This window comes from Caproiciproducens galactitolivorans, assembly GCF_004768785.1.
GTDB lineage: Bacteria > Bacillota > Clostridia > Oscillospirales > Acutalibacteraceae > Caproiciproducens > Caproiciproducens galactitolivorans.
In genome coordinates, this window is record NZ_SRMQ01000009.1 from 92,970 (window position 1) to 115,569 (window position 22,600).

The 22,600-nt window shown below is 41.9% G+C and carries 21 protein-coding genes and 4 pseudogenes; 15 read left to right on the forward strand and 10 right to left on the reverse strand.

All coding sequences use genetic code 11. The features are described from left to right. Positions 1-65 precede the first annotated feature (65 nt). The 3 genes and pseudogenes from CAGA_RS09700 to CAGA_RS09710 form a co-directional block, all read right to left on the reverse strand. Positions 66-215 (reverse strand): annotated as a pseudogene (locus CAGA_RS09700) (sporulation transcriptional regulator SpoIIID); the annotation flags it as partial. Continuing rightward, positions 202-1,734, reverse strand: coding sequence for a recombinase family protein (locus CAGA_RS09705; RefSeq protein WP_135660289.1), 1,533 nt, complete (start codon positions 1,732-1,734; stop codon positions 202-204). The gene CAGA_RS09705 and the pseudogene CAGA_RS09700, both read right to left, overlap by 14 nt. A gap of 135 nt (positions 1,735-1,869) precedes the next feature. Beyond that, entirely contained in the window at positions 1,870-2,052 is a 183-nt protein-coding gene (locus tag CAGA_RS09710; protein ID WP_135660291.1) for a hypothetical protein, read from the reverse strand. 607 nt (positions 2,053-2,659) lie between these two features. On the opposite strand from CAGA_RS09710, the gene CAGA_RS09715 reads away from it, so the two are divergent. Genes CAGA_RS09715 through glf form a run of 11 tightly spaced genes read left to right on the forward strand, consistent with a single transcriptional unit; the run spans position 2,660 to position 14,270 of the window. Further along, positions 2,660-3,787, forward strand: coding sequence for a glycosyltransferase family 4 protein (locus CAGA_RS09715; protein WP_135660294.1), 1,128 nt, complete (start codon positions 2,660-2,662; stop codon positions 3,785-3,787). After that, complete coding sequence (locus tag CAGA_RS09720; protein WP_135660295.1) at positions 3,784-5,280, forward strand: ABC transporter permease; 1,497 nt, start codon at positions 3,784-3,786, stop codon at positions 5,278-5,280. Before CAGA_RS09715 ends, CAGA_RS09720 begins: the two co-directional genes overlap by 4 nt. 15 nt (positions 5,281-5,295) lie before the next feature. Beyond that, on the forward strand, positions 5,296-6,024 hold the full coding sequence (locus CAGA_RS09725; RefSeq protein WP_207669571.1) for an ABC transporter ATP-binding protein: 729 nt from the start codon (positions 5,296-5,298) through the stop codon (positions 6,022-6,024). A gap of 25 nt (positions 6,025-6,049) precedes the next feature. After that, the gene (locus CAGA_RS09730) at positions 6,050-6,865 is read left to right on the forward strand and encodes a DUF4422 domain-containing protein (RefSeq protein WP_167875214.1); all 816 of its coding nucleotides are present in this window, start codon (positions 6,050-6,052) and stop codon (positions 6,863-6,865) included. Further along, positions 6,862-8,802, forward strand: coding sequence for a DUF4422 domain-containing protein (locus CAGA_RS09735; protein ID WP_135660299.1), 1,941 nt, complete (start codon positions 6,862-6,864; stop codon positions 8,800-8,802). The genes CAGA_RS09730 and CAGA_RS09735 overlap by 4 nt, the downstream gene beginning before the upstream one ends. Beyond that, entirely contained in the window at positions 8,795-9,763 is a 969-nt protein-coding gene (locus CAGA_RS09740; RefSeq protein WP_135660301.1) for a DUF4422 domain-containing protein, read from the forward strand. Before CAGA_RS09735 ends, CAGA_RS09740 begins: the two co-directional genes overlap by 8 nt. Positions 9,764-9,782: 19 nt before the next feature. After that, on the forward strand, positions 9,783-10,556 hold the full coding sequence (gene rfbF, locus CAGA_RS09745) for a glucose-1-phosphate cytidylyltransferase (RefSeq protein ID WP_135660303.1): 774 nt from the start codon (positions 9,783-9,785) through the stop codon (positions 10,554-10,556). A 10-nt stretch (positions 10,557-10,566) separates the two neighbouring features. After that, positions 10,567-11,625 carry a CDP-glucose 4,6-dehydratase gene (rfbG, locus tag CAGA_RS09750; RefSeq protein WP_135660305.1) on the forward strand — a complete coding sequence of 353 codons (1,059 nt, stop codon included), beginning with the start codon at positions 10,567-10,569 and terminating at the stop codon, positions 11,623-11,625. Next, positions 11,622-12,539, forward strand: a complete 918-nt coding sequence (locus CAGA_RS09755; protein ID WP_135660307.1) for an NAD-dependent epimerase/dehydratase family protein — start codon at positions 11,622-11,624, stop codon at positions 12,537-12,539. Before rfbG ends, CAGA_RS09755 begins: the two co-directional genes overlap by 4 nt. Next, a complete protein-coding gene (rfbC, locus tag CAGA_RS09760; protein WP_135660309.1) occupies positions 12,540-13,106 on the forward strand; it encodes a dTDP-4-dehydrorhamnose 3,5-epimerase in 567 nt (188 codons plus the stop codon). It abuts the gene before it with no gap. After that, complete coding sequence (gene glf, locus CAGA_RS09765; RefSeq protein ID WP_135660311.1) at positions 13,107-14,270, forward strand: UDP-galactopyranose mutase; 1,164 nt, start codon at positions 13,107-13,109, stop codon at positions 14,268-14,270. 1 nt (position 14,271) lies between these two features. Here glf and CAGA_RS12840 read toward each other — a convergent pair. Both CAGA_RS12840 and CAGA_RS09775 read right to left on the reverse strand, forming a co-directional pair. After that, positions 14,272-14,447 (reverse strand): annotated as a pseudogene (locus CAGA_RS12840) (IS3 family transposase); the annotation flags it as partial. A 225-nt stretch (positions 14,448-14,672) separates the two neighbouring features. After that, positions 14,673-14,786, reverse strand: a pseudogene (locus CAGA_RS09775) (sporulation transcriptional regulator SpoIIID); the annotation flags it as partial. Between the two features lie 508 nt (positions 14,787-15,294). Between CAGA_RS09775 and CAGA_RS09780 the strand changes: the two are divergent. From CAGA_RS09780 to CAGA_RS09795, 4 genes and pseudogenes are all read left to right on the forward strand, one after another. Next, positions 15,295-15,561: pseudogene (locus CAGA_RS09780) on the forward strand (transposase); the annotation flags it as partial. 414 nt (positions 15,562-15,975) lie between these two features. Continuing rightward, positions 15,976-16,542 (forward strand): sigma-70 family RNA polymerase sigma factor, encoded by a 567-nt coding sequence (locus CAGA_RS09785; RefSeq protein ID WP_135660318.1) that lies wholly within the window; start codon positions 15,976-15,978, stop codon positions 16,540-16,542. Continuing rightward, positions 16,536-17,303, forward strand: a complete 768-nt coding sequence (locus CAGA_RS09790) for a DUF4367 domain-containing protein (protein ID WP_135660320.1) — start codon at positions 16,536-16,538, stop codon at positions 17,301-17,303. Before CAGA_RS09785 ends, CAGA_RS09790 begins: the two co-directional genes overlap by 7 nt. Positions 17,304-17,369: 66 nt before the next feature. Then, a complete protein-coding gene (locus tag CAGA_RS09795) occupies positions 17,370-17,801 on the forward strand; it encodes a hypothetical protein (RefSeq protein WP_135660322.1) in 432 nt (143 codons plus the stop codon). 836 nt (positions 17,802-18,637) lie between these two features. On the opposite strand, the gene CAGA_RS09800 is transcribed toward CAGA_RS09795, so the two are convergent. The 5 genes from CAGA_RS09800 to cbiM form a co-directional block, all read right to left on the reverse strand. Next, positions 18,638-19,045 carry a phage holin family protein gene (locus CAGA_RS09800; protein WP_135660323.1) on the reverse strand — a complete coding sequence of 136 codons (408 nt, stop codon included), beginning with the start codon at positions 19,043-19,045 and terminating at the stop codon, positions 18,638-18,640. Between the two features lie 402 nt (positions 19,046-19,447). Continuing rightward, positions 19,448-19,630 (reverse strand): DUF1540 domain-containing protein, encoded by a 183-nt coding sequence (locus CAGA_RS09805; RefSeq protein ID WP_413814395.1) that lies wholly within the window; start codon positions 19,628-19,630, stop codon positions 19,448-19,450. Positions 19,631-19,901: 271 nt separating this feature from the next. Further along, the gene (locus CAGA_RS09810; protein ID WP_135660327.1) at positions 19,902-20,687 is read right to left on the reverse strand and encodes an energy-coupling factor ABC transporter ATP-binding protein; all 786 of its coding nucleotides are present in this window, start codon (positions 20,685-20,687) and stop codon (positions 19,902-19,904) included. A 5-nt stretch (positions 20,688-20,692) separates the two neighbouring features. Continuing rightward, on the reverse strand, positions 20,693-21,481 hold the full coding sequence (locus CAGA_RS09815) for an energy-coupling factor transporter transmembrane component T (RefSeq protein ID WP_135660329.1): 789 nt from the start codon (positions 21,479-21,481) through the stop codon (positions 20,693-20,695). 20 nt (positions 21,482-21,501) lie between these two features. Then, the gene (gene cbiM, locus CAGA_RS09820) at positions 21,502-22,503 is read right to left on the reverse strand and encodes a cobalt transporter CbiM (protein ID WP_135660331.1); all 1,002 of its coding nucleotides are present in this window, start codon (positions 22,501-22,503) and stop codon (positions 21,502-21,504) included. Between the last annotated feature and the right edge of the window lie 97 nt (positions 22,504-22,600).

A 22,600-nucleotide genomic window follows, 5' to 3' on the forward strand; every position in this document is an offset into this window, starting at 1 on the left:
ACGAAAAAGGTGCTTTACAGAAAGTGTAAAGCACCTTTTCTTCGAAGTCTTGAAATATCAGCAGTTTATTCACCCTTTTTGTATTTTAGCCTGGTCGCCATTCCGCCCCTTATATGGCGCTGTGCTTTATTAATATCAAGCACCTGCTTTACCTGCCTGTATAGCTGCGGGTCGACATATTTTAAACGCTGCGCCACATCTTTATGTACGGTTGTCGCTTAAATGGACGGATTCCGGCAGGCCGGCCTCGCGCAGCACCTTGAGGTAAATATCCACGTTCCCGCTTTCGTCAACCCGAATGCAGTCCAGTACGCGGTGGAGCAGATTGTTTGTGGTGGTGTCCGCTTTGAGAATGGCGTCAATGTCGCGGAAGGTCTCGTTCAGTCCGTTTTCCAGCAGGTCGCTTTTGCTGATGTGGTTCCTTACCAGTTTCAGTTCCTTTTCCAGACTGGAAATGGAGTCGTTGAGCTCTTTTGTCTTATTACGCAACTCTTCCATCGTTATAATCTCGTTCTCATACATTTCCAGATACTTCTTTTTAGAACGCCTTTCTTTGTTCAGCCGGGCGGTAAGTTCCCGCTCGGATACCTGGTTCTGGTCTTTGGTACGATACTGGCGATTAAATTCGGCCACAATGCCGCGAATTACGTTGGGCTTGTCCGACAGGATTTTACGGAAATACGAGCGGATGGAATCCAACAGTTCCTGTTCGTCCAGGATTGTGCGGTTCGGACAGGTATCCACTCCGTTCGCGCTGCGCCCGGCGCATGACCATTTGATATAGGTATTTTTAAAGGTACGGACGGAGCGCCGGAACGAGTTGCCGCAGCAGGTGCATTTAATCAGTTTGCTGAAAATGTTTTTTTGGCTGTTGCGCCTCCCGCTGTTCTTGAAAGTCTCCCGTTTCTGTGCGATTAGAGCTTGTGCGCGCCGGAACGTAGCGTCATCGATGATCCGTAGCTCTGGGCATTCCGTGACCAGCCATTTGCTTTCGTCCTGCCGCCGGCGCTTTCCGGTTAAGAAATCTGATACTTCCTGTTTCCCGTTGACGATTTTTCCAATATAGATTTCATTGCTCAGGATGCGGGCGACCGCGTTTTGGCTCCAGTTGCAATTGCGCTTGGTTTTCAGCCCACGCCGGTTCAGCTCGACCGCGATGACCGTCTCCCCGTTTCCTTCCAGATAGAGATTGAAAATTTCACGAACGACTTTTGCTTCCTGCTCGTTAATATTCAGGTTGAAATAGTCTCCCGGAATCTTGTCATAGCCGTAAACAAGGTTGGGCACCCGGCCTTTCTCCGCATTCTGTTTTTTGCCGAATTTCACACGCTTTGAAGTATTGGAGCTTTCTTCCTGGGCAATGGCGGAAAGCATAGTAAGCATGAATTCGGAACTGTCGGAGGAGGTCTGATCGTAATTTACGAAAATGACTTTGATGCCAAGCGCTTTCATTTTACGGATGCTGGTCAGAAAGTCTACGGTGTTACGGGCTAGGCGGGAAACGTCCTTGATTAGTACAACATCGAATTGATGGGCTTGCGCGTCTGCGAGCAGACGGAGCAATTGGGTGCGGTTTTTCATTTTTGTTCCGCTTTTGCCTTCATCGGCGTAGATTTTTACGAGATTGTATTGATTGTGCTTTGCGTATTCCAGAAAGAATTGCTGCTGGCTTTCCAGACTGTCGAGCTGCTCCTCTTTGTTGGTGGATACCCGGCAGTAGGCAACTGCTTTCATACGATCACCTTTCCTAATAAAATGCAAAACGTTTTTTGGCTTTAAAACGAAAGCAGAACGAAGTCGTTCGTTCTGCCCTTGTGCTATCATTCAATTTTAATCAAGACGCACGATACGTCCATAGCTTAATATTGATTACATTGTCAGGCTGACCGGGGAGGAGGGTAAGCTGGAATCGGCTGCGTATTGCCGGCTTGCCTGTTTCTGAATGATCTTTTCCGCAATATTTTCCGCGATCAGCTTTGTCAGGTATTTGGCGGTTTCTTCGTCGGTATTCGGGTTATGGAACGTAATATGTAGAACCTGTCCCTGTTTCAAATTTACTCCCCCCTCTTTGTTGGACTGGTAAATTCTATGAGGGGAATGAATCGAATATGTTTACAATCGTGGGACAGGTTTCGTCGCGTTGCCGGAATTTGTGCCCTGCTTACCGATTTTAAGTATGTTTTCTTATCGAAAACGGCAGGAGAATATATCTGTGGCGGGCTTTGGGGAATGGTTTCTATAATAAGTGAAGGAGAACGTACTATAAACATTGAAATTCTACCAGACTGCAGGAATGAAATATTGAGATAGATCATTAGCCAAAATTAAAGAGTATGTCATCATATCTAGCCTTTCAAAAGTAAATGTATGACCGGATCTTATTGTATTTCCGACTGGAGTGCAAGCTTGTCCGCATAGTAAATTAGTGTTGCTTATACTTCATGTCTTGTGTTACACTGTTCATGCAGGAATGGCACGTCCTTTCGATGAATTTTGTGTGGTAACTCAATTTTAACCGATGGATCCATTCCTGTCTTTATTTTTAACTGTCCAATATCTATTGTAGTCCTACACAAATACACTTCCCAAAATAGAATTCAACTTGCTATTTTATGGGTAATGAGATAGAATAAAAAATATATAAAAGTGGGTGGAGTACTTGAAAAAAATTCTTTATTGTGCTTCGACAATTGAACATATTAGAAATTTTCATATTCCGTATTTAAAAGTTTTTTATGATAAAGGATATGAAGTATGGGTTCTTGCAAATAAAACTGAACCCATGCCATACACAGAACATGTGGTTGCATTTCCATTTCATAAGAGCTTTATTAGTATTACAAACATCAAAACAATATTTACTGTTAGAAAACTAATAAAAGAACACGATTTTGATATTGTAAGTACGCATACCACTCTGGCCAGTACAATCGTTCGGGTGGGTATTAAGCTATTAAGAAGAAGACCAGAAGTCTTTCATACATGTCATGGCTATCTTTTCCACGAAAAGGATGGTCTAAGAAAATGGCTCTATCTTCTACCTGAAAAAATTTGTGCTTCAGTTACAAATAATGTAATGGTTATGAATCATGAAGATTATGAGATTGCAACAAAACATAAGCTTTATAAAGGCAACCTATATTATATTAATGGAATGGGGATTGACTTATCAAAATTCTATCCGGCATCACAAAATGAAAAAAAGTTACAACGCATGACATATGGTTATTCTGAAAACGATTTCTTACTTGTTTATGCAGCTGAGTTTTCAAAACGTAAAAATCAGGAGCTACTGATAAGAGCTTTTGCGAATGTGTGCGGAAAGATGCCCAATGCCAAACTCTTACTAGCCGGAAGTGGGACACTTTTTGAAAATTGCAAAAAACTTGCTCATAAATTACATATAAGCAAGCAGACACACTTTTTGGGATATGTAGAAGATATGCGGCGCTTATATATTATGTGTGATGTTTCTGTAACAACTTCACGAATTGAAGGTTTACCTTTCAATGTTATGGAGTCGATGGCCTGCGGACTACCCGTAATAGCAAGTGATATTAAAGGACATAGAGAGCTTGTGGAGAGTGGAAAGACAGGCATTTTATTTAATAGCCAGGATGGCGATACAACCGAATTAGAAAATGCACTATTAATGTTGTATTCATATCAAAACAAGCGCGAAACATTTTGTAAGGAAGGAATTGAAAAAGTTAAAGCATATGCATTGCAAAATGTAAAAGGTCAAATTGAACAAATTTATGCAATAAATGATAGAGGGAACCTATGAGAAAGCTTCTAAAAAGGGGAAAATATAATTCGATTTCAGATGGTAAGCAAGCCGTTTCAGATCAAATTAATCTAAAAAAAGTTTGCGCCGTTATTTTATTAGGATATATTATTTTAGCATTCCTTTTTTATATTTTGGCTGGAGAGCAGTTGCATTTTCGCAGTTCCAGAGGAAATGTAAAAATGCCGGTTCCAAATTTCGGCACCGTAGAAATGGTAGCAGGGGCTAAAGTTGAACAGACTTTTATTCCGACCATACAACGCTTTAAACAGGTTTCTGTTACGTGGGGTACCTATGGCCGTCATAATAAAGGGACGGTTTTGATTGAATTATATAATTTGAAGGATAACAGCAGAATTTTATCGCAAACGGTGGATGTTTCTAAGTTGACCGAAGGAGCTATTACTACGGTGGCTTCTGAGAAGTATCTGGAAAACCTGTACGGAGTTCCTCTACTACTGCGGATCACTTCCCCAGATTCTGTTGCTGGCAGTGCCGTTTCTCCAATGATGAAAACAGATGCGGAGCCCAAGGCGGGGCAACAGCTGTATTTGAACGGCAAGGCAGTCAATGGTGTGTTGGCCTTTTCTGCAGAAGGGCAGGATTATATTTGGCTTGGATTACACTACTGGAAATTTATAGCTGCCGGTGGTATTTTGCTGGCGGCCTATCTGCTATATATCTTGATGCGGACAAAGAGAAAGAAGAAAAGCGTTCTTCTGAACGCTCTTGTTGCCATGAAAAAATATCGCTTTTTGATTTATCAACTGGTTTCCAGAGATTTCAAAACCAAGTATAAGCGTTCTATTCTTGGTGTGTTTTGGAGTTTCTTAAATCCACTGCTGATGATGACCGTACAGTACTATGTTTTTTCAACGATTTTTAAAACTGATATTGCTTTCTACCCAGTATATCTGCTTACAGGCATCATTATGTTTAATTTTTTTTCAGAAGCGTGCGGGATGGCTCTCACTTCTATTTTGGGGAATGCCAGCCTAATTACGAAGGTGTATGTGCCCAAATACATTTACCCGTTGACGCGCATCCTGTCTTCGTTGGTTAATCTTGCAATTTCCCTAATTCCGCTGTTTGTGGTAGGATGCTTTTCTAATGTGCCGTTTACAAAATCTTTTTTATTGTTTCCTTTCTTTTTGCTGTGCCTAGCTGTTTTTAGCTTGGGGTTGGGAATGTTGCTAGCGGCCGGTATGGTGTTTTTTAGGGACGTACAGTTCCTATGGAGCGTTTTCAGCATGATGTGGATGTACGCCACTCCTATTTTCTATCCGGAAAGCATATTGCCGGATCAATTCAAGTTTGTGTTGCAGATTAATCCGCTTTATTATTTTATAACCTTTGCCCGTACCTGCATTATCAGCGGTATTTCGCCGGAACCGATTGCGTATATTCAGTCGTTTCTGCTTGCGTTGGGGATGTTGCTTGTGGGGGCTTTTGTTTTTAAAAAGACGCAGGATAAGTTTATCCTGTATATTTGATTTAGGAGCAGAGCCATGTCTGAAAATATGATTGAAATACAAAATGTATCTATGCGGTTTCGATTTGCTAATGACAGGATTTTATCTCTGAAAGAATTTGTTACGGCAAAACTGCGCGGAAAGTTAACTTACCAAGACTTTTGGGCACTAAAAAATGTTTCTTTTAATGTTAAGAAAGGCGAAGTGGTGGGAATTATTGGCGGCAACGGCGCAGGAAAAAGCACACTCCTGAAGATCATCTCACGCATTATGAAACCAACAGAAGGAGCTGTTATTTGCCATGGAAATATCGTCCCTATGCTGGAGCTTGGTTCTGGATTTGATGCCGATTTGACGGGTCGCGAAAATATTTTTTTGAATGGTGCTATTCTGGGATATACGAAAGAATTTCTGGAAAGCAAGTATCAGGAAATTTTAGATTTTTCACAATTAGGACAGTTTATTGATATGCCGATTCGTAATTATTCTTCCGGAATGATGATGCGCCTTGCGTTTTCTATTGCTACGTTAGTTAATCCGGAGATTTTAATTGTAGATGAAATTCTTGCCGTTGGAGACGAGGCGTTTCAGAAAAAAAGTTATGCCCGTATGATGGAACTAATGAGTGGCGGTACAACAGTCCTTTTAGTTTCTCATAATTTGGAGCAAATTCGGAATATGTGCAGTCGCGTTGTTTGGCTGGAGCATGGTAATGTACGTATGTTTGGTGACGTTCAGGAGGTCTGTGATGCCTACTCGCTTTAAGGACTTTCCGGATGTCCGGCTGTATGTGGTATATCATAAAAACCTGATTTTGCCGGAAATTCCCACGCTAACTTTTTTGCGTTCTGATTTGTATGGGAAGAACCATATTGCAGACAAAGAGGATTACTGCGAGCTGCGGGCTCAATATTATGTCTGGAAGAATCAAAAATCTGATTATGCCGGGTTCTTCCATTATCGTCGGTATCTGGAATTAACAGAAGACAAGCTGGTTCAGTTGCCGAATGGGAAAAGGCCTGTCCCCTATCGAATTCAGCGCTTCCCTCAGCAAAAGCAGTACATAGAAGAGAAGATTAGATCCATAATACCCAGGTTTGATGCGATTGCCCCGGTCAGGGAATACACGGGAGTATCTGTATGGAAACGCTATGCAGCTTCTTTGGGACAGCGTGGGGATGACTTGAAGCTGGTATATGATATTATCCGTGAGAAATACCCGGATTATCTATCTGCCGCAGATGAGTATCTGAATGGAAAGGGAGAATATTACGGTAATATTTTTATTATGAAATGGCGATGTTTTGATGATTATTGTCAATGGCTTTTTAGTATCCTAGAGGAATTTGATAACAGAGTCCAGAACCCCTTGCCCAGAACAGACGGATATCTGGGGGAGCGGCTTTTTGGCATCTATTTTACATGGCTTTGTCGTCAACCTGGAATACGGTGTGCGGAACTGCCGAGGATTCATTTTTATGGGTATGATGATACGAATCATGCTTTTTTACGTGCGAAGTTTGTCAATTTTTTTCTCCCACCCGGCAGTCAAGGGCGTGCAATGCTGCGGAGTTTTACTATAAAACATTTGGAGGATAACACATGAGCGATATTAAAATTTTTGTATCACACCGGATTGATCAGGAAAGCGAGACCATTGATAATCCCTTATACGTTAATGTGCGTTGTGGCGCTGTTTATGACAAGCGTTCTCCTGAAGAGATCGGCGGCATGCTGGGGGATAATACGGGGGACAATATCTCAGAAAAAAGAATGTCGTTTTGTGAACTAACTGTACAGTATTGGGCTTGGAAAAATATTCAGGCTGATTATTATGGCCTTTGTCATTACAGGAGATATTTAAGTTTTTCTGATATACAATTTAAGAAAACAAATGTATATAAACACGTTGTTGAGAATATTATTGATGAAAATTTTATAAAAAAATTTAAATTAACAGAAGATCATATGCGTCAAAAGATAGAACAGTATGATGCAATTTCTTTAATTCCTATGCGTTTGGATAAGATTAAAAATGAACCTAAACGTACAGTACTTGAGTCTTTGAAAAAAAATAATACAGTATTCCCTTTTGAAGTTGTAGAGAGATTTATTAAAATTACTAAATTGAAATATCCATTTCTTGAGGAAGATATAGATGCTTATTTTAATGGTTATACTTGGAGGGGATTTAATTGCTATATTATGAAGAAAAATATTTTCTTCGAGTATAATGAAATGCTTTTTGATATACTTTTTGCTTTAGAAAAAGAATTTGATTCTACTTATTATAGTCAAGAGCAGTTACGTGTGCTGGGATATATGGGAGAGGCCTTTTGGGGAATATACTTTCATTACTTGGAACGTCAGAAAACTTTTCGCTTAAAAGAAATGCAGCTCGTATTAATTCAGAATCCACAACGCCATGTGGAGTTAGAACCTGCTTTTTCTGATATAAATATTCCTGTAGTTATGGCTTCTAGTAATGAATATGTACCTTTTCTTGCTGTGTTATTAACATCAATTAGACAAAATTCATCTCCACAGTACAATTATGATATCATAATTATAAGCAGTCATATTAGAAAACACAATCAAAAATTGATTAGGCAAATATTTGAGGGAAACCCCAATTTTTCAATTCGCTTTGTTGACGCAGATAGATATTTGAGTGGACGTACATTTCATACGAGTATGCATGTCACAGCGATGACATATTTAAGACTGGCTATGCTGGATTTGCTGAAGAAATATGATAAAGCAATATATTTGGACTGCGACATGGTTGTGAATGTAGATATTGCGAAATTGTACTATATAGATATTGAAAACTATATGATAGCAGCTGCCCGGGATTCAGTAATGGCAGGTTGGTGCAACGTAAAAAATAATTTACAAGGGGAATATAATAAGAAAGTAATTGGTTTAAAGCGCGATTTTGAATACTTCAATGCTGGTGTAATTATATTAAATTTGAAGGAATTCAGAAAAAAATTTACGACAGAAGAACTGATGAATATTGCAACTTCGCGCAAATGGAAGTGGTTTGATCAAGATGTACTTAATAAAGTATGTGAAGGCCATGTAAAACTTCTTGATAATAGATGGAATGTAATGAGTCATTTGCACGACTTTGATTATCAGCTTGCTGAATTTTTCGCACCACAGTCAATTTATCAAAATTATTTAGATGCATTGGAAGACCCTTGGATTATTCATTACGCAGGACGTTGTATTCCTTGTTTTGTACCACAAGTTGACCTTGCAGAATATTTCTGGAAATATGCAAGGATGACTCCATACTATGAATTGATTCTTTCAGCTATGTGCAGTAATCAGTATGGTGCGTTAGTTGATCATCGTACAGGCGCTCGGAAACTTGCGGATAAGCTCTTACCTAAAGGAAGCCGTCGCAGGGAATTTGCAAAAAAGCTATTGCCAAAAGGTTCCCGTCGTTGGAATTTCTGTAAACAGATTTATTACATTTTTTGTCCTAAGTACAGACCCCCAAAAATAAGTAGTTGCATTTCAGAAGATGATTAATATTAAAATTTTTGTTTCGCGCCGGTTGGATCTTGATAGTGTGGAAATTCCTAACCCATTATATGTTCCTATGCTGTGCGGTGCTTTTCGAAAACACCCACCATTACCTTTTATCGGAGACAATACCGGTGACAATATTTCGGAGAAACAGCCTTTTTATTCGGAACTGACGGTACAGTACTGGGCGTGGGGAAATGCAAACGCGGATTATTATGGACTGTGCCACTACCGCCGTTACTTATCTTTTTCGGACAAACGATACCGTACCAACGAGCAAAATATGGTTGTAGAACCTATATTATCGCCGGGAGCGATTCGGCGGCACAGACTGATGGATAGTAGCAAAATGCAGAGTGTTATCAGCCAATATGATGCTATCGTATCAGAATGTGCAGATGTAAGGCATATCCCTGTTCCGAATGGCGGGTTGCCCAAAACTGTCCGGGAGCTGTGGGAAGGACATGACGGAGTCTTTATTTATAAAAAAGATTTAGATATTCTTTTGCAGGTCATACGCGATTTGCATCCGGAATATATGGATTCTGCGCAGAAATATCTTTCAGGTTCGGCTCATAGGGGCTATAATTGCTATGTTCTGCGGCGTGATTTGTTTTTCAGGATGTGCCAATTCCAATTTGATGTTTTAGATGAATTGGAGCGCCTTATAGATATAAGCGCATACCAAGGAAATTTGAAGCGGGTTTTCGGATATATGGGCGAAATTATGTATGGCATTTTTATTTATGATTTGGAACAGCAGGATATATACAAAATAAAGGAGCTTCAGCTGGTTTATTTTGAGGAAACACGGCAACCAAAGAACTTTATACACAGAGCTTGGTTGTTTGGGTTAGCTTACCTGACATCTGCATTAAGGCATAGTTCTGAGGCCTTTTTACCAAAGGGTTCGGTAAGACGCGAGAATGTAAAAAAAATCTTAAGGCGTTTACGCAATATTTAAGAAGAAAGTGAGTGGTTTAATGAAGGCAGTAATTTTAGCGGGCGGTTTTGGTACGCGCATCAGTGAGGAAAGCCATTTAAAGCCCAAACCGATGATTGAAATTGGAGATCAACCTATTCTTTGGCATATTATGAAATATTATTCCTATTACGGAGTAAACGATTTTATTATTTGTGCGGGCTATAAACAGCATATTATCAAGGAGTATTTTGCGAATTATTATCTTCACCGCTCTGATATAACTTTTGATTTTACGGCGAATAATCATATTACCGTACATAACAATGTTGCTGAGCCATGGAAGGTGACCGTTGTAGATACCGGTTTAAACACGATGACTGGCGGACGAATTAAACGTGTTAAAAATTATATAGGTAATGAGACTTTCATGATGACTTACGGAGATGGCGTTTGTGACGTGGATTTGAACAAGTTACTGGCTTTTCATAAGCAACACGGGAAATTGGCAACAATGACAGCCATTCAGCCTGGCGGGCGTTTTGGAACCTTGGAAATCCAGAATGATTTTACTATTTCCAGATTTGCGGAAAAGAGAAAAGAAGACGGCGGCTGGATTAACGGCGGATTTATGGTGCTTGATCCAAAGGTAATCGATTATATTGAAGATGATAGCACTACCTTTGAAAGAGAACCGCTTGAAAGGCTTTCCTCTGAGGGACAACTGGTTGCCTATCAGCATGATGGTTTCTGGCAATGTATGGATACGCTTCGCGACAAAGAAAAATTAGAGTCTTTGTGGATGTCCGGGAAAGCACCTTGGATGAAGTGGTAAGGAGAATACGATGATAGATTTAGAATTTTTTTATGGCAAAAAGGTGTTAGTAACAGGTCATACCGGCTTTAAAGGATCCTGGCTTTGCCGTATTCTTTTAAACGCAGGTGCCGAAGTTACCGGATATTCTTTACCGGCACCTACCAAACCAAATTTATTTTCTATGGCGGATTTGGGAAAAAATATGGATTCCATTATTGGAGATATTCGTGATGTGGAACATTTAAAGAAGTCTTTTGACACGGCACGTCCGGAAATCGTTTTACATCTGGCTGCTCAGCCTATTGTGAGAGAAAGCTATCAAACACCTGCCTACACATACGAAACAAATGTAATGGGTACGGTTAATATTTTGGAATGTGTTCGGCAAAACACTTGTGTGAAAAGCTTTTTAAACGTAACCACCGATAAAGTATATCAAAACAATGAATGGCATTGGGGCTATCGTGAAAACGAGCCTTTGGACGGATTTGATCCGTATTCTAATTCAAAAAGCTGTTCCGAACTGGTAACACACAGCTACAAAAATAGCTTTTTTTCGGATGGTTCCGTGGCTATCAGTACCGCACGTGCCGGAAATGTTATTGGCGGTGGAGATTTTGCCAAAGATCGTATTATACCGGATTGTGTGCGCGCGGTTCAGAAAAAAGAAACCATTATCGTAAGAAATCCTCATTCTACCAGGCCATATCAGCATGTGCTTGAACCGTTATTTGCGTATCTCATGATTGTTCAAAAACAGTACCAAGATGGGAGATATGCAGATTGGTACAATGTTGGTCCTGACGAATGCGATTGTGTAACAACAGGAAAACTGGTTGATCTGTTTTGCAAAACATGGGGCGAAGGAGCATCATGGGAGAATCGGTGGACAGGCGGCCCGCACGAAGCTAATTTCTTAAAACTGGATTGTTCTAAGATTAAAGCTACTTTCGGCTGGAAGCCTACTTGGCATATTACAGACGCCATTGAGAACACCTGTAAATGGACAAGAGTATGGCTTTCCGGACAGGATATCCCGGCTGAAATGGATCGGCAAATTAAAGATTATAGGGAGAAAATGCAATGAAAAAAGTTATTGTGTCTGGGGCGAATGGCTTTGTCGGTGGAGCCGTAACCCGCGAATTAATTACCCATGGCATTGAAGTCATAGCATTGGATATGGAAGGTTGCAATGGAAATCTGCCAGAATCTCCACTAGTTACTTTTATCCCCATGTCTTTGGAAAATCTCACTTCACTAAAGGATAAAATACAAATTGGCTGTTGTGATACGTTTTTCCACTTTGCTTGGGCCGGTTCTGCCGGACCCGCCCGTGCAGATACAGCCCTTCAATTAAAAAATGCTCAATGGACAGTAGACTGCTTACGTTTCGCTAAGGAACTTGGATGTAAGAGGTTTGTGTGTGCTGGCAGCATTATGGAACATGAAACCATTGCTGCTGCTTTTTCGGCTGGCAATAAACCTGGTCTGGGATATATCTATGGAAGCGGCAAACTGGTAGCACATACTATGTGTAAATCAGTAGCTGCTGACATTGGTATCGATTTAGTATGGGTGCAGATCACAAACGCCTACGGAGTCGGGGAACGCTCTCCTCGCTTTGTGAATACTACTTTGCGTAAGATCATTCATGGAGAACCATTGCAATTTACTTCCGGCACGCAGAACTATGATTTTGTTTATATCGATGATGTGGCACGTGCATTTCACTTAATTGGAGAAAATGGAAAACCATTTTGTGAATATATAATTGGCAGCTCTAATGCAAAGCCACTTAGAGAATTTGTGCTGGAAATGAAATCAGCCGTTGCACCGGAGAAAGAGTTTACGTTCGGAGATGTCCGATTTACGGGGATTAACCTACCCCTTCCTGTTTTTGACTGTTCAAAAACGGAAGAAGATACCGGATTTAAATCTCAAGTAAGTTTTGCAGAAGGGTGTAAGCGTACTTTAGAGTGGTTGAAAGAGGTGGAAAAATAAATGCAAAAGTTTTCTTTTCAGGAAACTGAAATTAATGGTTTGATTTTAGTTAAACCTTTTTTAGCAGAAGATGTTCGTGGTTATTTCATTAAAGACTATTCTCAGGAAGTGTTTGAGCAAAATGGGATAACACATGATTTAAAAGAAGTGTTTTATACGAATTCGCATAAAGGGGTAATTCGTGCATTGCATTTTCAACGTGAAAAACAGCAGCCTAAATTGGTTCGTTGTGTATGGGGGCATGTCTATGATGTAGTTGTTGACTTGCGCAAAAACTCGCCTACCTTTAAAAAATGGCTTGGCTTTGAACTTTCGGAAGAAAACAAAGATGAGTTGTTGGTCCCTGCCGGTTGTGCCCATGGATATTTAGTATTGGAGCATTCGGTGGTTTCTTATAAATGTGCAGAAAAGTTTTATGGAGAGTACGATGATGGTATTATGTGGAATGACCCAGACATCGATGTAAAGTGGCCGCTGGAACGTGTAGATAATCAAATTATCCTATCCGATAAAGATAAGAACCTTCAAACTTTTTCACAGTTCATGGAAAAGTATGGTGGCTTTTAAATGGATTTTTTAGTAGTAGGTTGTGGTTTGTCGGGTTGTGTTGTAGCACGTAATCTGGCAGAACGGGGTTATAAAGTTACGATATGGGAACGCAGGGATCATATTGCAGGGAATATGTATGATTACGTGGATTCATATGGTGTTTTGGTACACAAATATGGTCCACACACCTTTCATACTAAGAAGAAAGAATTGTACGATTATATATGTCGCTTTGCTAGCTGGGTGGATTATAAACTTACCTGCATGACTGAAATTGATGGCATTGCAACGCCGACTCCGTTCAATTTTCAAACGATTGATGATTTTTATGCTCCTAAGCAAGCCATAGAACTGAAAGCACATATCAAAGCGGCTTTTGGGGATAGGCAGACAGCGACTGTGGTGGAAGTGATACAGCACGATGACCCATTAATTCGGGCTTATGGCCAATTCTTGTTTGACAAAGATTACAGCTTGTATACCGCAAAACAGTGGGGAGTATCGCCTAATGAAATTGATGTGAGTATTCTACAGCGTGTCCCTTTACGCTTTTCATATGATACGGGCTATTTTGATGATGAATATCAGGTTATACCCCGGCCTAGTTATACGGATTTTTTCAAGAATCTGATAAACCACCCTAATATTACAGTCAAATTTAACATTGATGCGCTTACGCGTCTTTCGGTAAAAGATTCCAAACTGTTTCTTGATGATAGAATCTGTCCTTGTACGGTCGTTTATACAGGAGCCCTTGATGAACTTTTTGGCTGTATAGAGGGATCACTACCTTATCGTTCTCTACACTTTGAATGGGTGCACGAAGACATTGAAAGCAAGCAGAAAGCACCTGTAGTTGCTTATCCACAGGCAGCAGGCTATACTCGCATCACCGAATATAAAAAGTTGCCTGTACAAAATGTAAAGGGGACTACTTATGCGGTAGAGTATCCCCTGACTTATTGCGATAATAGTAAATCAGAACCATACTATCCGGTTTTAACTGAAGAAAGTAAACGAAAATATGACAGATACAAGGAACTGGCCGATAAGGTGGAGAACCTTTATTATTGTGGACGTTTAGCGGACTTTAAGTATTACAATATGGATCAGGCGCTAGAGCGGGCTTTGGAATTATGTAAAATTGTAATGGTCAAGCAATTTTGTAACACCACTGTCTAAATTAAGCCAATCCATACCTTGCTTCATATGGCGTTCGATAATCGTTGTATGAGTGTGTGGACGAACCTGATTGTACCAAACATATGCATATTCTGAAATAGCATGTGTCAATTCTTCATCGGTTCGAAAGTTGAATCGATTTATCAATTTCGCCTTAAAAGTATTGTAATCATGCTCTTTTAGAATCCTGATGATCTGTTCCTCGCTGAACCGTTTCTTCATGTTAATCACTCCATCTGCATTTTATAATATCTGATTTCCCTTTCCGGTTAGAAAAATTTGTTGAGCAACATTCGAAATACAAAAGCCAAGGATTCCCTTCTCATAATCAAAGATCCGGAATCCCTGGCTTTTTTCTCTGTCCTACCAAAATGTAAAATCGTTCATTTAAGCTACAACCATATGTACAGTACTTTTGCTCACACCAAACTTTTTGGCTGCGCCGCGCACGGTGGTTTTATTTTTGATTATGTACTCGCCGAGCTCCACGGCGCGCTCTTCAACAATGCCTTTCACGTTTCTTCCTCCCAACTTCCAATTGGTAATAGTTATGCATGGAGGGGGAGAAATAGTACAGATTCCGTAGGATGTGGGCAAAATTGCACCGGACAACAAGTCTTTTCAAAAAAGGCACTTCTTTAAGTGCCTTTTTTATTTTAAACAAAAATCCATATTTTTCTATATAAAAAAGTGATATAATGTCACCATGAAAAAATGGAAGCTTCCCTGTATTTTTTTTAAGATAGGCGCATTCCTGTAAGGGGTAAAAATGAGATTTGAAAAAAAGACAGCCTCACGTAAAATTTGAGCGGATGAAACCTAGCCGGGTGGAATCCAACTCAAAATAACGAGGGGCATCAATATGAATTTTACCCAGAATGAGAAGTTAAATCAAGTCACAATCGAAACAATCGTCATCGGAGTAGACATTGGTAGTGAAACGCATTACGCCAGAACGTTTGACTGGCGGGGCATTGACTTAGGAAAGGTATACCGCTTCTCCAATAACGGAGAAGGATTCGCGGGCTTCTTTGCCGAGGTCGGAGATTTGGGACGCTTCCGATCCCCCAAACAGATTCAGAAGTTGGCGGGCTTGGCTATCCGTGAAAACAGTTCCGGTAAATACCACGGACAAAGCGGAATCAGCAAACAAGGAAGGCGGTGTCTTCGGGCGTTACTGTTCCGAGCCGTTCTTCCGCTGGTAGCAACAAACAGAGAATTCGCCGAAATCCATAACTATTACACCAGTCGCAAGGGTAATCCGCTGAAGAAAAAACAATCCCTCATTGCTTCGCCATCCAGTAGTAGTGGCAGTGTAAAAAAGCACCATTGATTGGCCCTTTCGGAAGCGTCACAACCGGGCTGAAGCAATGCAAGTCAATAAAAAAGAGCAGGTAGTCAGTCGGATATTAACCATCAGAGCAATGACGGTTTAGGAGCATTACTGATACCCATCTGCGGGTAGGCAGAACGAAGGAATTTAGGGCAATGACCCTGTTAGACATGGGAGGTTTGCTGCCGCAGGAAGAATGGGTTACCATGGCCCCCAAATCGTGAAACTGGCGACGCTTTGGTTCTTATACCCATTTTTCCATGGCCTACCGGATGCGGTGCTGCTTCGCAATTGCTCTTTTTGATTTGATGTAATCCTATGAAAACACGAGATAATCGAAGAAAATCGTTAGTTGTTATAGGGAGTGATAATATGTTCCTGTTGATGCTTGCCGCTATGGATGACAGCGATGACAAATTGTTTATGATGGAGTTATATAAGGAATATTACCCGCTTGTGCGCAAAACCATTTATCGTATTCTGCTGGACGGCAGGGATATTGACGATCTTGTAAATGATGTTTTTATTAAATTAATTGAAAAAATTCCGTTAATTCGCTCTTTAGACTGTTGCAAAACGGCCGCCTATGTTGTCTATACATCTAAAAGCGTAACAATCAATTACATAAAGCATCGGGATGTGCAGAGGAAACATGGTTTTTACGGGGGCGAATCCGATATGCAAGATGAAATAGCCGGAGCGGATAGTGTTGAAGATTTTATTATTCGTCACGAGACAATGAATTCCCTGTCAAATGCTGTTTTAAAGCTGCCTGAACGGCAAAGGGATTTATTGTACTTTAAGTATGTGTTGGGGAAAACGGATATGGAAATTGCCCAAGATCTTTCCATCAGTCCGGACAGCGTACGCGAATATTTAACTAGGGCCAGAAGGGCCGCGAAAAAATTAATAGAGAGCGGGGGTTCATCGGAATGCTAGACAGGGGCAAAGACCAGCTTCGGAATAAGCTTTACGAAGATTACGAAAACAGCCTGTTTAAACTCATCATGTTTGAGGCGGCGGAAAAAGAAGGAAGGGTATTCCTGGAAGAAAATGAGCAGTTAAAAAAAGATCCGGCGTATCTTCCGTCTGCAGATGAAGAAAATCGGTTCCGGAAACAGTTGAATCGCAATATTCGGAAAAGGACATATCCCTCCGGCGGAAAGCTGCTGTGCAGCTTTGCCAATAAGGTTGCCGTTGCCATGCTGGTCGTTGTTTTTGCGTTTACGGGAGCCGTTTTTACGGTTCAAGCTTTCCGCGCAGACGTATTGAATTTTTTAATCCGTATCGAGCCGGAATATACTTCCATTCAGCTTGACGGGAGTGAAAATAATAAGGAGCAAAACCTGGCGGTAAACTGGAAAAATGCATATGTGCCTGCGTACATCCCCGATGACTTTAAGGCCGACAGTCTTTACTATTCAGACCCTTTGAAAACCATCACTTACCATAAAAAGGGGAACAATAAAGAATTTATCGTTTATTCGGAATACGACGCTTCAAACGATGTGGAGCTTGATACCGAAAATGCGTCGCTGATTAAAATTATTCTGGTTCACGGGCATAAGGGGACTCTCGTTATAAAAAATTCCATAGTATCCGTTACATGGGAAATGGATGGGCACATTTTTACTGTAAAAGCAAAGCAAAACGAGGATGAAGTTATTAAAATTGCCCAAAATGTAAATTTTGTAAAATAATTTGTTGCAAAAATCCAACTAGGTTGTCTTATCAATATAAAAAATAAAAGAAAAGGAGTGTCCAGTATGAAAAAGTTGGTCAGCGTAATTCTTTTGGTTCTTGTAGTTGCTTTTTCATCCCTGCCCGCTTACGCGGCGGAGAAGAAAGCCGATGGTCAGTCGGGTGTGGTTCGTCCCAGCTTTGTGAACATTATGTCCTTAAGCGCGGGTCTTTCCATTAACGCGGCCGGTAAAGCCACCTGCACGGGTTCGGTTGATCTCTATGACAATTCCTATACAGTCAAGATGACTGTTACGCTTCAGAAGTACAATGGAAACGGCTGGTCCGGTGTGAAATCCTGGAGCAAGAACGGAAAGGGAAACGCCGGTGCCCAGTTGTCCGAAAGCTACTACGTTACCAGCGGTAAATACAGAGTTTGCACTACGGCAAGGGTTTACAACACGGCCGGGAAGCTGGTGGAAACGGAATCGGCGTATTCTGCTGAAAGGACTTATTAATCCGTCTAATCTACATACGGCCCTTAAAATGAGGGCGACTTCGTCCATTATGGAATGAAAAAACCTTAATATTTCGCGTATGGAATTTTGATTATTTTAATCTAATTTTATGAATTTAATCCACTTCCCGAGGCAGTCTCCCCGAATTCGGACGCCTTCCCGCATAGCGCCCCCGAGAAGGATTCGGATTTTCGCGCTGATATAAAGGCGCAACCGGTTCTTGCGGGGGCGCTAGTAAAATAGCTTCCGTGCCCCACACTAAGGTATGATTTCGGAAGAGAAGTAATGGACGGAAAAAATAATATTTTTGGAAAACGCAACGTATGAATACTGTCAACAGAAGTGTAGACAGATCCGGTAAATGGAAACGACGAACAGCAATGCTGGGAGCGAGAAATAATTTTTAACAGCAGTATTAAACGGTGAAATCTACACCAATTGGCGGTAAGGGCAACCAATCGCTTCGGGAATGCTATTCCCTAAAATTGCGCGCAATTAAAACATCTGAGAGCGGAGAAAGCTGGTCGTGGGTAAGAAAAGTCGACGTATCCTCTTGATTCAAACCATGAACTTGCATTCTTTTTTTACAACGCGGAAGCGTTAATAAGAATACTTCAAAGGCAAAAAAGGAGCGGCGGGGCATTCCCGCCGCTCCTTTTTTGGATTTCACCTCCTTAATTGACTTGTTCAGGGTATTGCTCCATTAAGTGCAGCCGCTCAAAGCTCGATCGACCTTCGCGTAGAAGAATTTTTACCGTTCAGCATCCTGCTCGTTTTGCCCGGCGCAAAGCCCAGAATTCTGGGTATGAGCAGGTAGTTTAACAGGAATGAGAACTTTATTTTTTGTTGTCGCTCACGTTTAATTGATGAATGGCTTCTTTTAGCTTATCCGGTAGAGGAAGTCCCATTTTGCCTGCGTTTCCAATGATATTGATTCCCTCGTTAGATAGGTAGAAAAGAATGATCATTGTGCGAAGAGAGCTGCCATAGCCTATTACATGCTGGTCAATGATATTCCCCAGAGAGGCTAGAACAAACATCATCATTTTTTTGGAAATACTTTTTATTCCGATCTTTTTTGTCACTCGTTTGTCGGTTACACCGAGCAAGACGACCGAGAGGGTATCCATAGCCGTAAACGCAATTAGTGCAAAAATGAGTGAGTCAAAACCACCGAGCAGCCAGTTTATGAGGCTGCCTGAGAAAATTAGAATTCGATTTAAGCTTTCGAAAAACGGATTCATATTGACCCCTTCTGTTTCCTGCGGCATGTCCGAAGCATTGGATTCCGCGTTTTATTAAGCGGGATTTTACTTTGGTTCTGACCTGCTGCAACCCAAAAACTCACGCAACTTTTCTGTTCATAAGCCTGTCCCATACTCTTTCCAAAAATGATGCTTCCGGCTTACTCCATGGAGATCAATACCCATTGCCTAAATTACTAAAAATACCATTGTTTACATTTATTTCCTCTCTGTTATGTAAGGACAACCATTCATATATTTTGCAACAGGAAAAAATGAAAAACCGCAAATTTTTTTTGTGAATTGCTTTTGTAAAAACAAAACTGACGCCGTGAAAAAACGGCGCCAGTTTTGCTAACCTCATATTTTTTGCCTGTTTGCTTATGACAAAAATTTTTTGATTTAATAAGATTTTTTTAATTCAAAAGACTCGCAGTCTGTACAGCTTTTCTGTGTCGGGTTTTGCTCATGCGTGCCGACTCTAATGCTGTCCAGCGAGCAGTATTGTTGATCTTGGCAGTGATATTCGCACTCAGTTACTGTGCATTCAATGCTTGGGTTCGCATTTGATTTTTCCATTTTCATACACTCCTTTCCATGGATTAGTTTGTCCACGAAGGGAGAAAATATAGCAAGAAAATAGAAGCAAAAGAACTTACCTGCAAAACGGAAGTATCTGTCGTGCTCTATATAAACAAAAACTGAGATTAGTACAAATTTAATTTTGCAAAGCTTTTTGATTTCATATACATTGAGAGCATCTAGAAGAAGGTAAAATTATATACAGACAGTATTAAAGCCTATTGGGATACAATTCGTATTCCAATAGGCTTGGCTTTATGCTTTCTCAGACTTTTTAAAAAGGATGAATATGAAAATGTTGGTGCCCCGCGCCTGGGTGGTGGTGATAATATTCGTCGACCAGATTTGTCCTGATCAGCAGGTCGACGTCCTTCAAAAGCTCTCCGGCGGGGCGGTCCGCGGCGATCGTATGGCTTTCGTCAAAGAGGACGGCGCGTTCCGCCATTTCCTGCACCATTTCCAGATTATGTGTAGAAACAAGCAGCGTCTTTCCGGCTTCATGCAGCTTCATAAGAAAAGAGACAAACCATCTCTGCGTGCGGGGGTCAAGCCCCAACAGCGGTTCATCAAAGACGAGCACCTCCGGGTTAAGCGACAGAACGCTGGCAATGGCGACTTTCCGTTTTTCACCGCCGCTTAAATGGTAGGGCTGGCGGTGCCGCAGGGCTTCAATGCTCAGAAGCGACAGGCAGTCCTCCACCCGTTTTTCCGTTTCGTCCTCATCCAGTCCCATCTGGCGCGGACCGAAGGCGATTTCATCGTATACGTCGGCACAGAACAGCTGGGTATCTGCGTTCTGAAAGACAAACCCGATTTTCTGATGAAAGCGTTTTGAAAACAGGGGATCCTGCATTTTTTTGTGCGTAATTTTCTCCCCCGCGAAACGGTATGTGCCGCTGTCGGGGAAGAGGATACCGTTGATCAGCTTTAGCAGGGTAGACTTACCGCTCCCGTTCATGCCCATCAGCGCGACGGATTCTCCCTTTTCAATGCGTAGTGTGATGTTTTTCAGCGCCGGCGTGCCTTCATAGGAATACGACACATCCGATAATTCGATCATGTTATTCATCCCAAATATAAGAATATCAGCAGAGCAAGAATATGGACCAGCAGGTACCCGGCATCCGCCCAATTCATGCGGATGCGGCCGCTTTTACGGTATTCGCCTGTAAAGCCCCGGCATTCCATGGCGGCGTTCATTTCCTCCGCCATTTCCTTCGATTTTATAAACATAGTGCCTGTAATGCCCGAAAGAGAAGCGTATTTCCGGTTGTTTTTTCCAACGGATCGGAGTTTCAGCGCGTAGAGCATGGGGAGCGAAAATTCCCCAAGCATAAAAATATACCGGATGGTAATATCGAGCACGAAGATAAAAATATCCGGAAGAAAAAAGGTTTTCAAAGCCCCAGTTATATGCCGCCATTGCGTTGTCCGCGAAAGGATATTCACGGCGGTTACGGCGGCGAATACCTTAAGCGGGAGCATGACGATGCCATACCGGTTCCCCCAGAAGGCAGACGGAAGAAGGATGACCAGCGTGAAAAGCGCGGCCGCAAATCCCGCTTTCAAGATATGGAAAATTTTATCGGCAGGCAAAAGGCTTGTCGCCGCCAAAAGGGCAACGTTGATTGTCAGGATAAAAAAGAGGCTTTTCGAAAGGGAAAGCAGGATAACGAGCAGAAAAGTGCATGCGACCTTGAAGGGCGCATGCACAAAATGTTTTCCCGACGGAATACCGCTCTGCGCCCGGATGCGCGACAGAATCCCCAGCAGGGACAGGATGCTTTTATCGATAAAGGAATCCCTGTCCGGTATGGGTTCGTACTGTTCTTCTTTCAGTAGCCATTCGGGCATTGCGGTTTCCTCCAGCTGGATTATTGTATTTCCTTATTATTTTTGGATTTTACGTTTTGGATAATTTTAAATACTATCATAAGGATAGCAACCCCCGCTACGGCAGACAGGATATACCCCGCGTACGGTGGAAGCCCGGCGATGGAATAATCGGGCATGGCGGCTTCAAAATTTATTCCGTTGAGCATACCTTCCGGAATAAAACCAAGGGGCTGGCCGCTGCTTGCGGGGACGGCCTGAATTTCTTCCGCGCTCCATTCGCCCCATGCGGTTCCGGTGGCGAGAAGCCCAAGGGGGGTAAGGCAGATAAGTGCTGCGAGCAGGCCGTAAACGGCCTTGTTCTTTTCTTTCTTTCCTTCATATATGGTTCCCGGGGATACTTTCTTTATAAAAGTGAAGATGGCAACCGTAAACAGCGCTTCCACGATCCCGGCAACCACAAGGTGGGGGATCATCATAGCGGGGATGGATACGGACAGGGGATACGGGCAGTAAAGCGCCTGCCCCGCCGCGTTTTTAAAAAGAAGGGGTTGAATACCGAATTCAATTGCCGTGCACAGGGCGGCCGCATTGAGTCCGGCGTAGGAACCGATAATGATACCGATGTATTCTCCCTTTTTACCTTCTGTGTGATCTTTGATGAATTTGTAGAGGAAATAACCGACAAAGGGGAGGACAAACGCCATGTTGAAGCAGTTTGCGCCGAAGGACAAAAGCCCTCCGTCCCCGAAAAACAGCGCTTGAATCAGTAGTGCCACCGAAACGGAAATACACGCCGCATACGGCCCCAAAAGGATTGCCAGCAGCGTTCCGCCAACGGCGTGGCCGGTTGTCCCGCCCGGAAGGGGAACGTTAAACATCATCATCAGAAATGAGAACGAAGCACCGATGCCAAGAAGGGGCATTTTTGCACGCGATACTTCTTTTTTCAGCTTGTTTATGGAAACTGTCCATGCGGGCAGCATGGCCGCGCCCATAACAGCGCAGGTAGCCGGGCTTAAATAATTGTCCGGAATATGCATTTTCATCTTCCTTTCACTGCAAAAAAATAACCCAAAAGAAACTACTTCTGTAGTGCCCTTTTGAGTCCATCCAAATTCCACATGTGAAATAAATTCC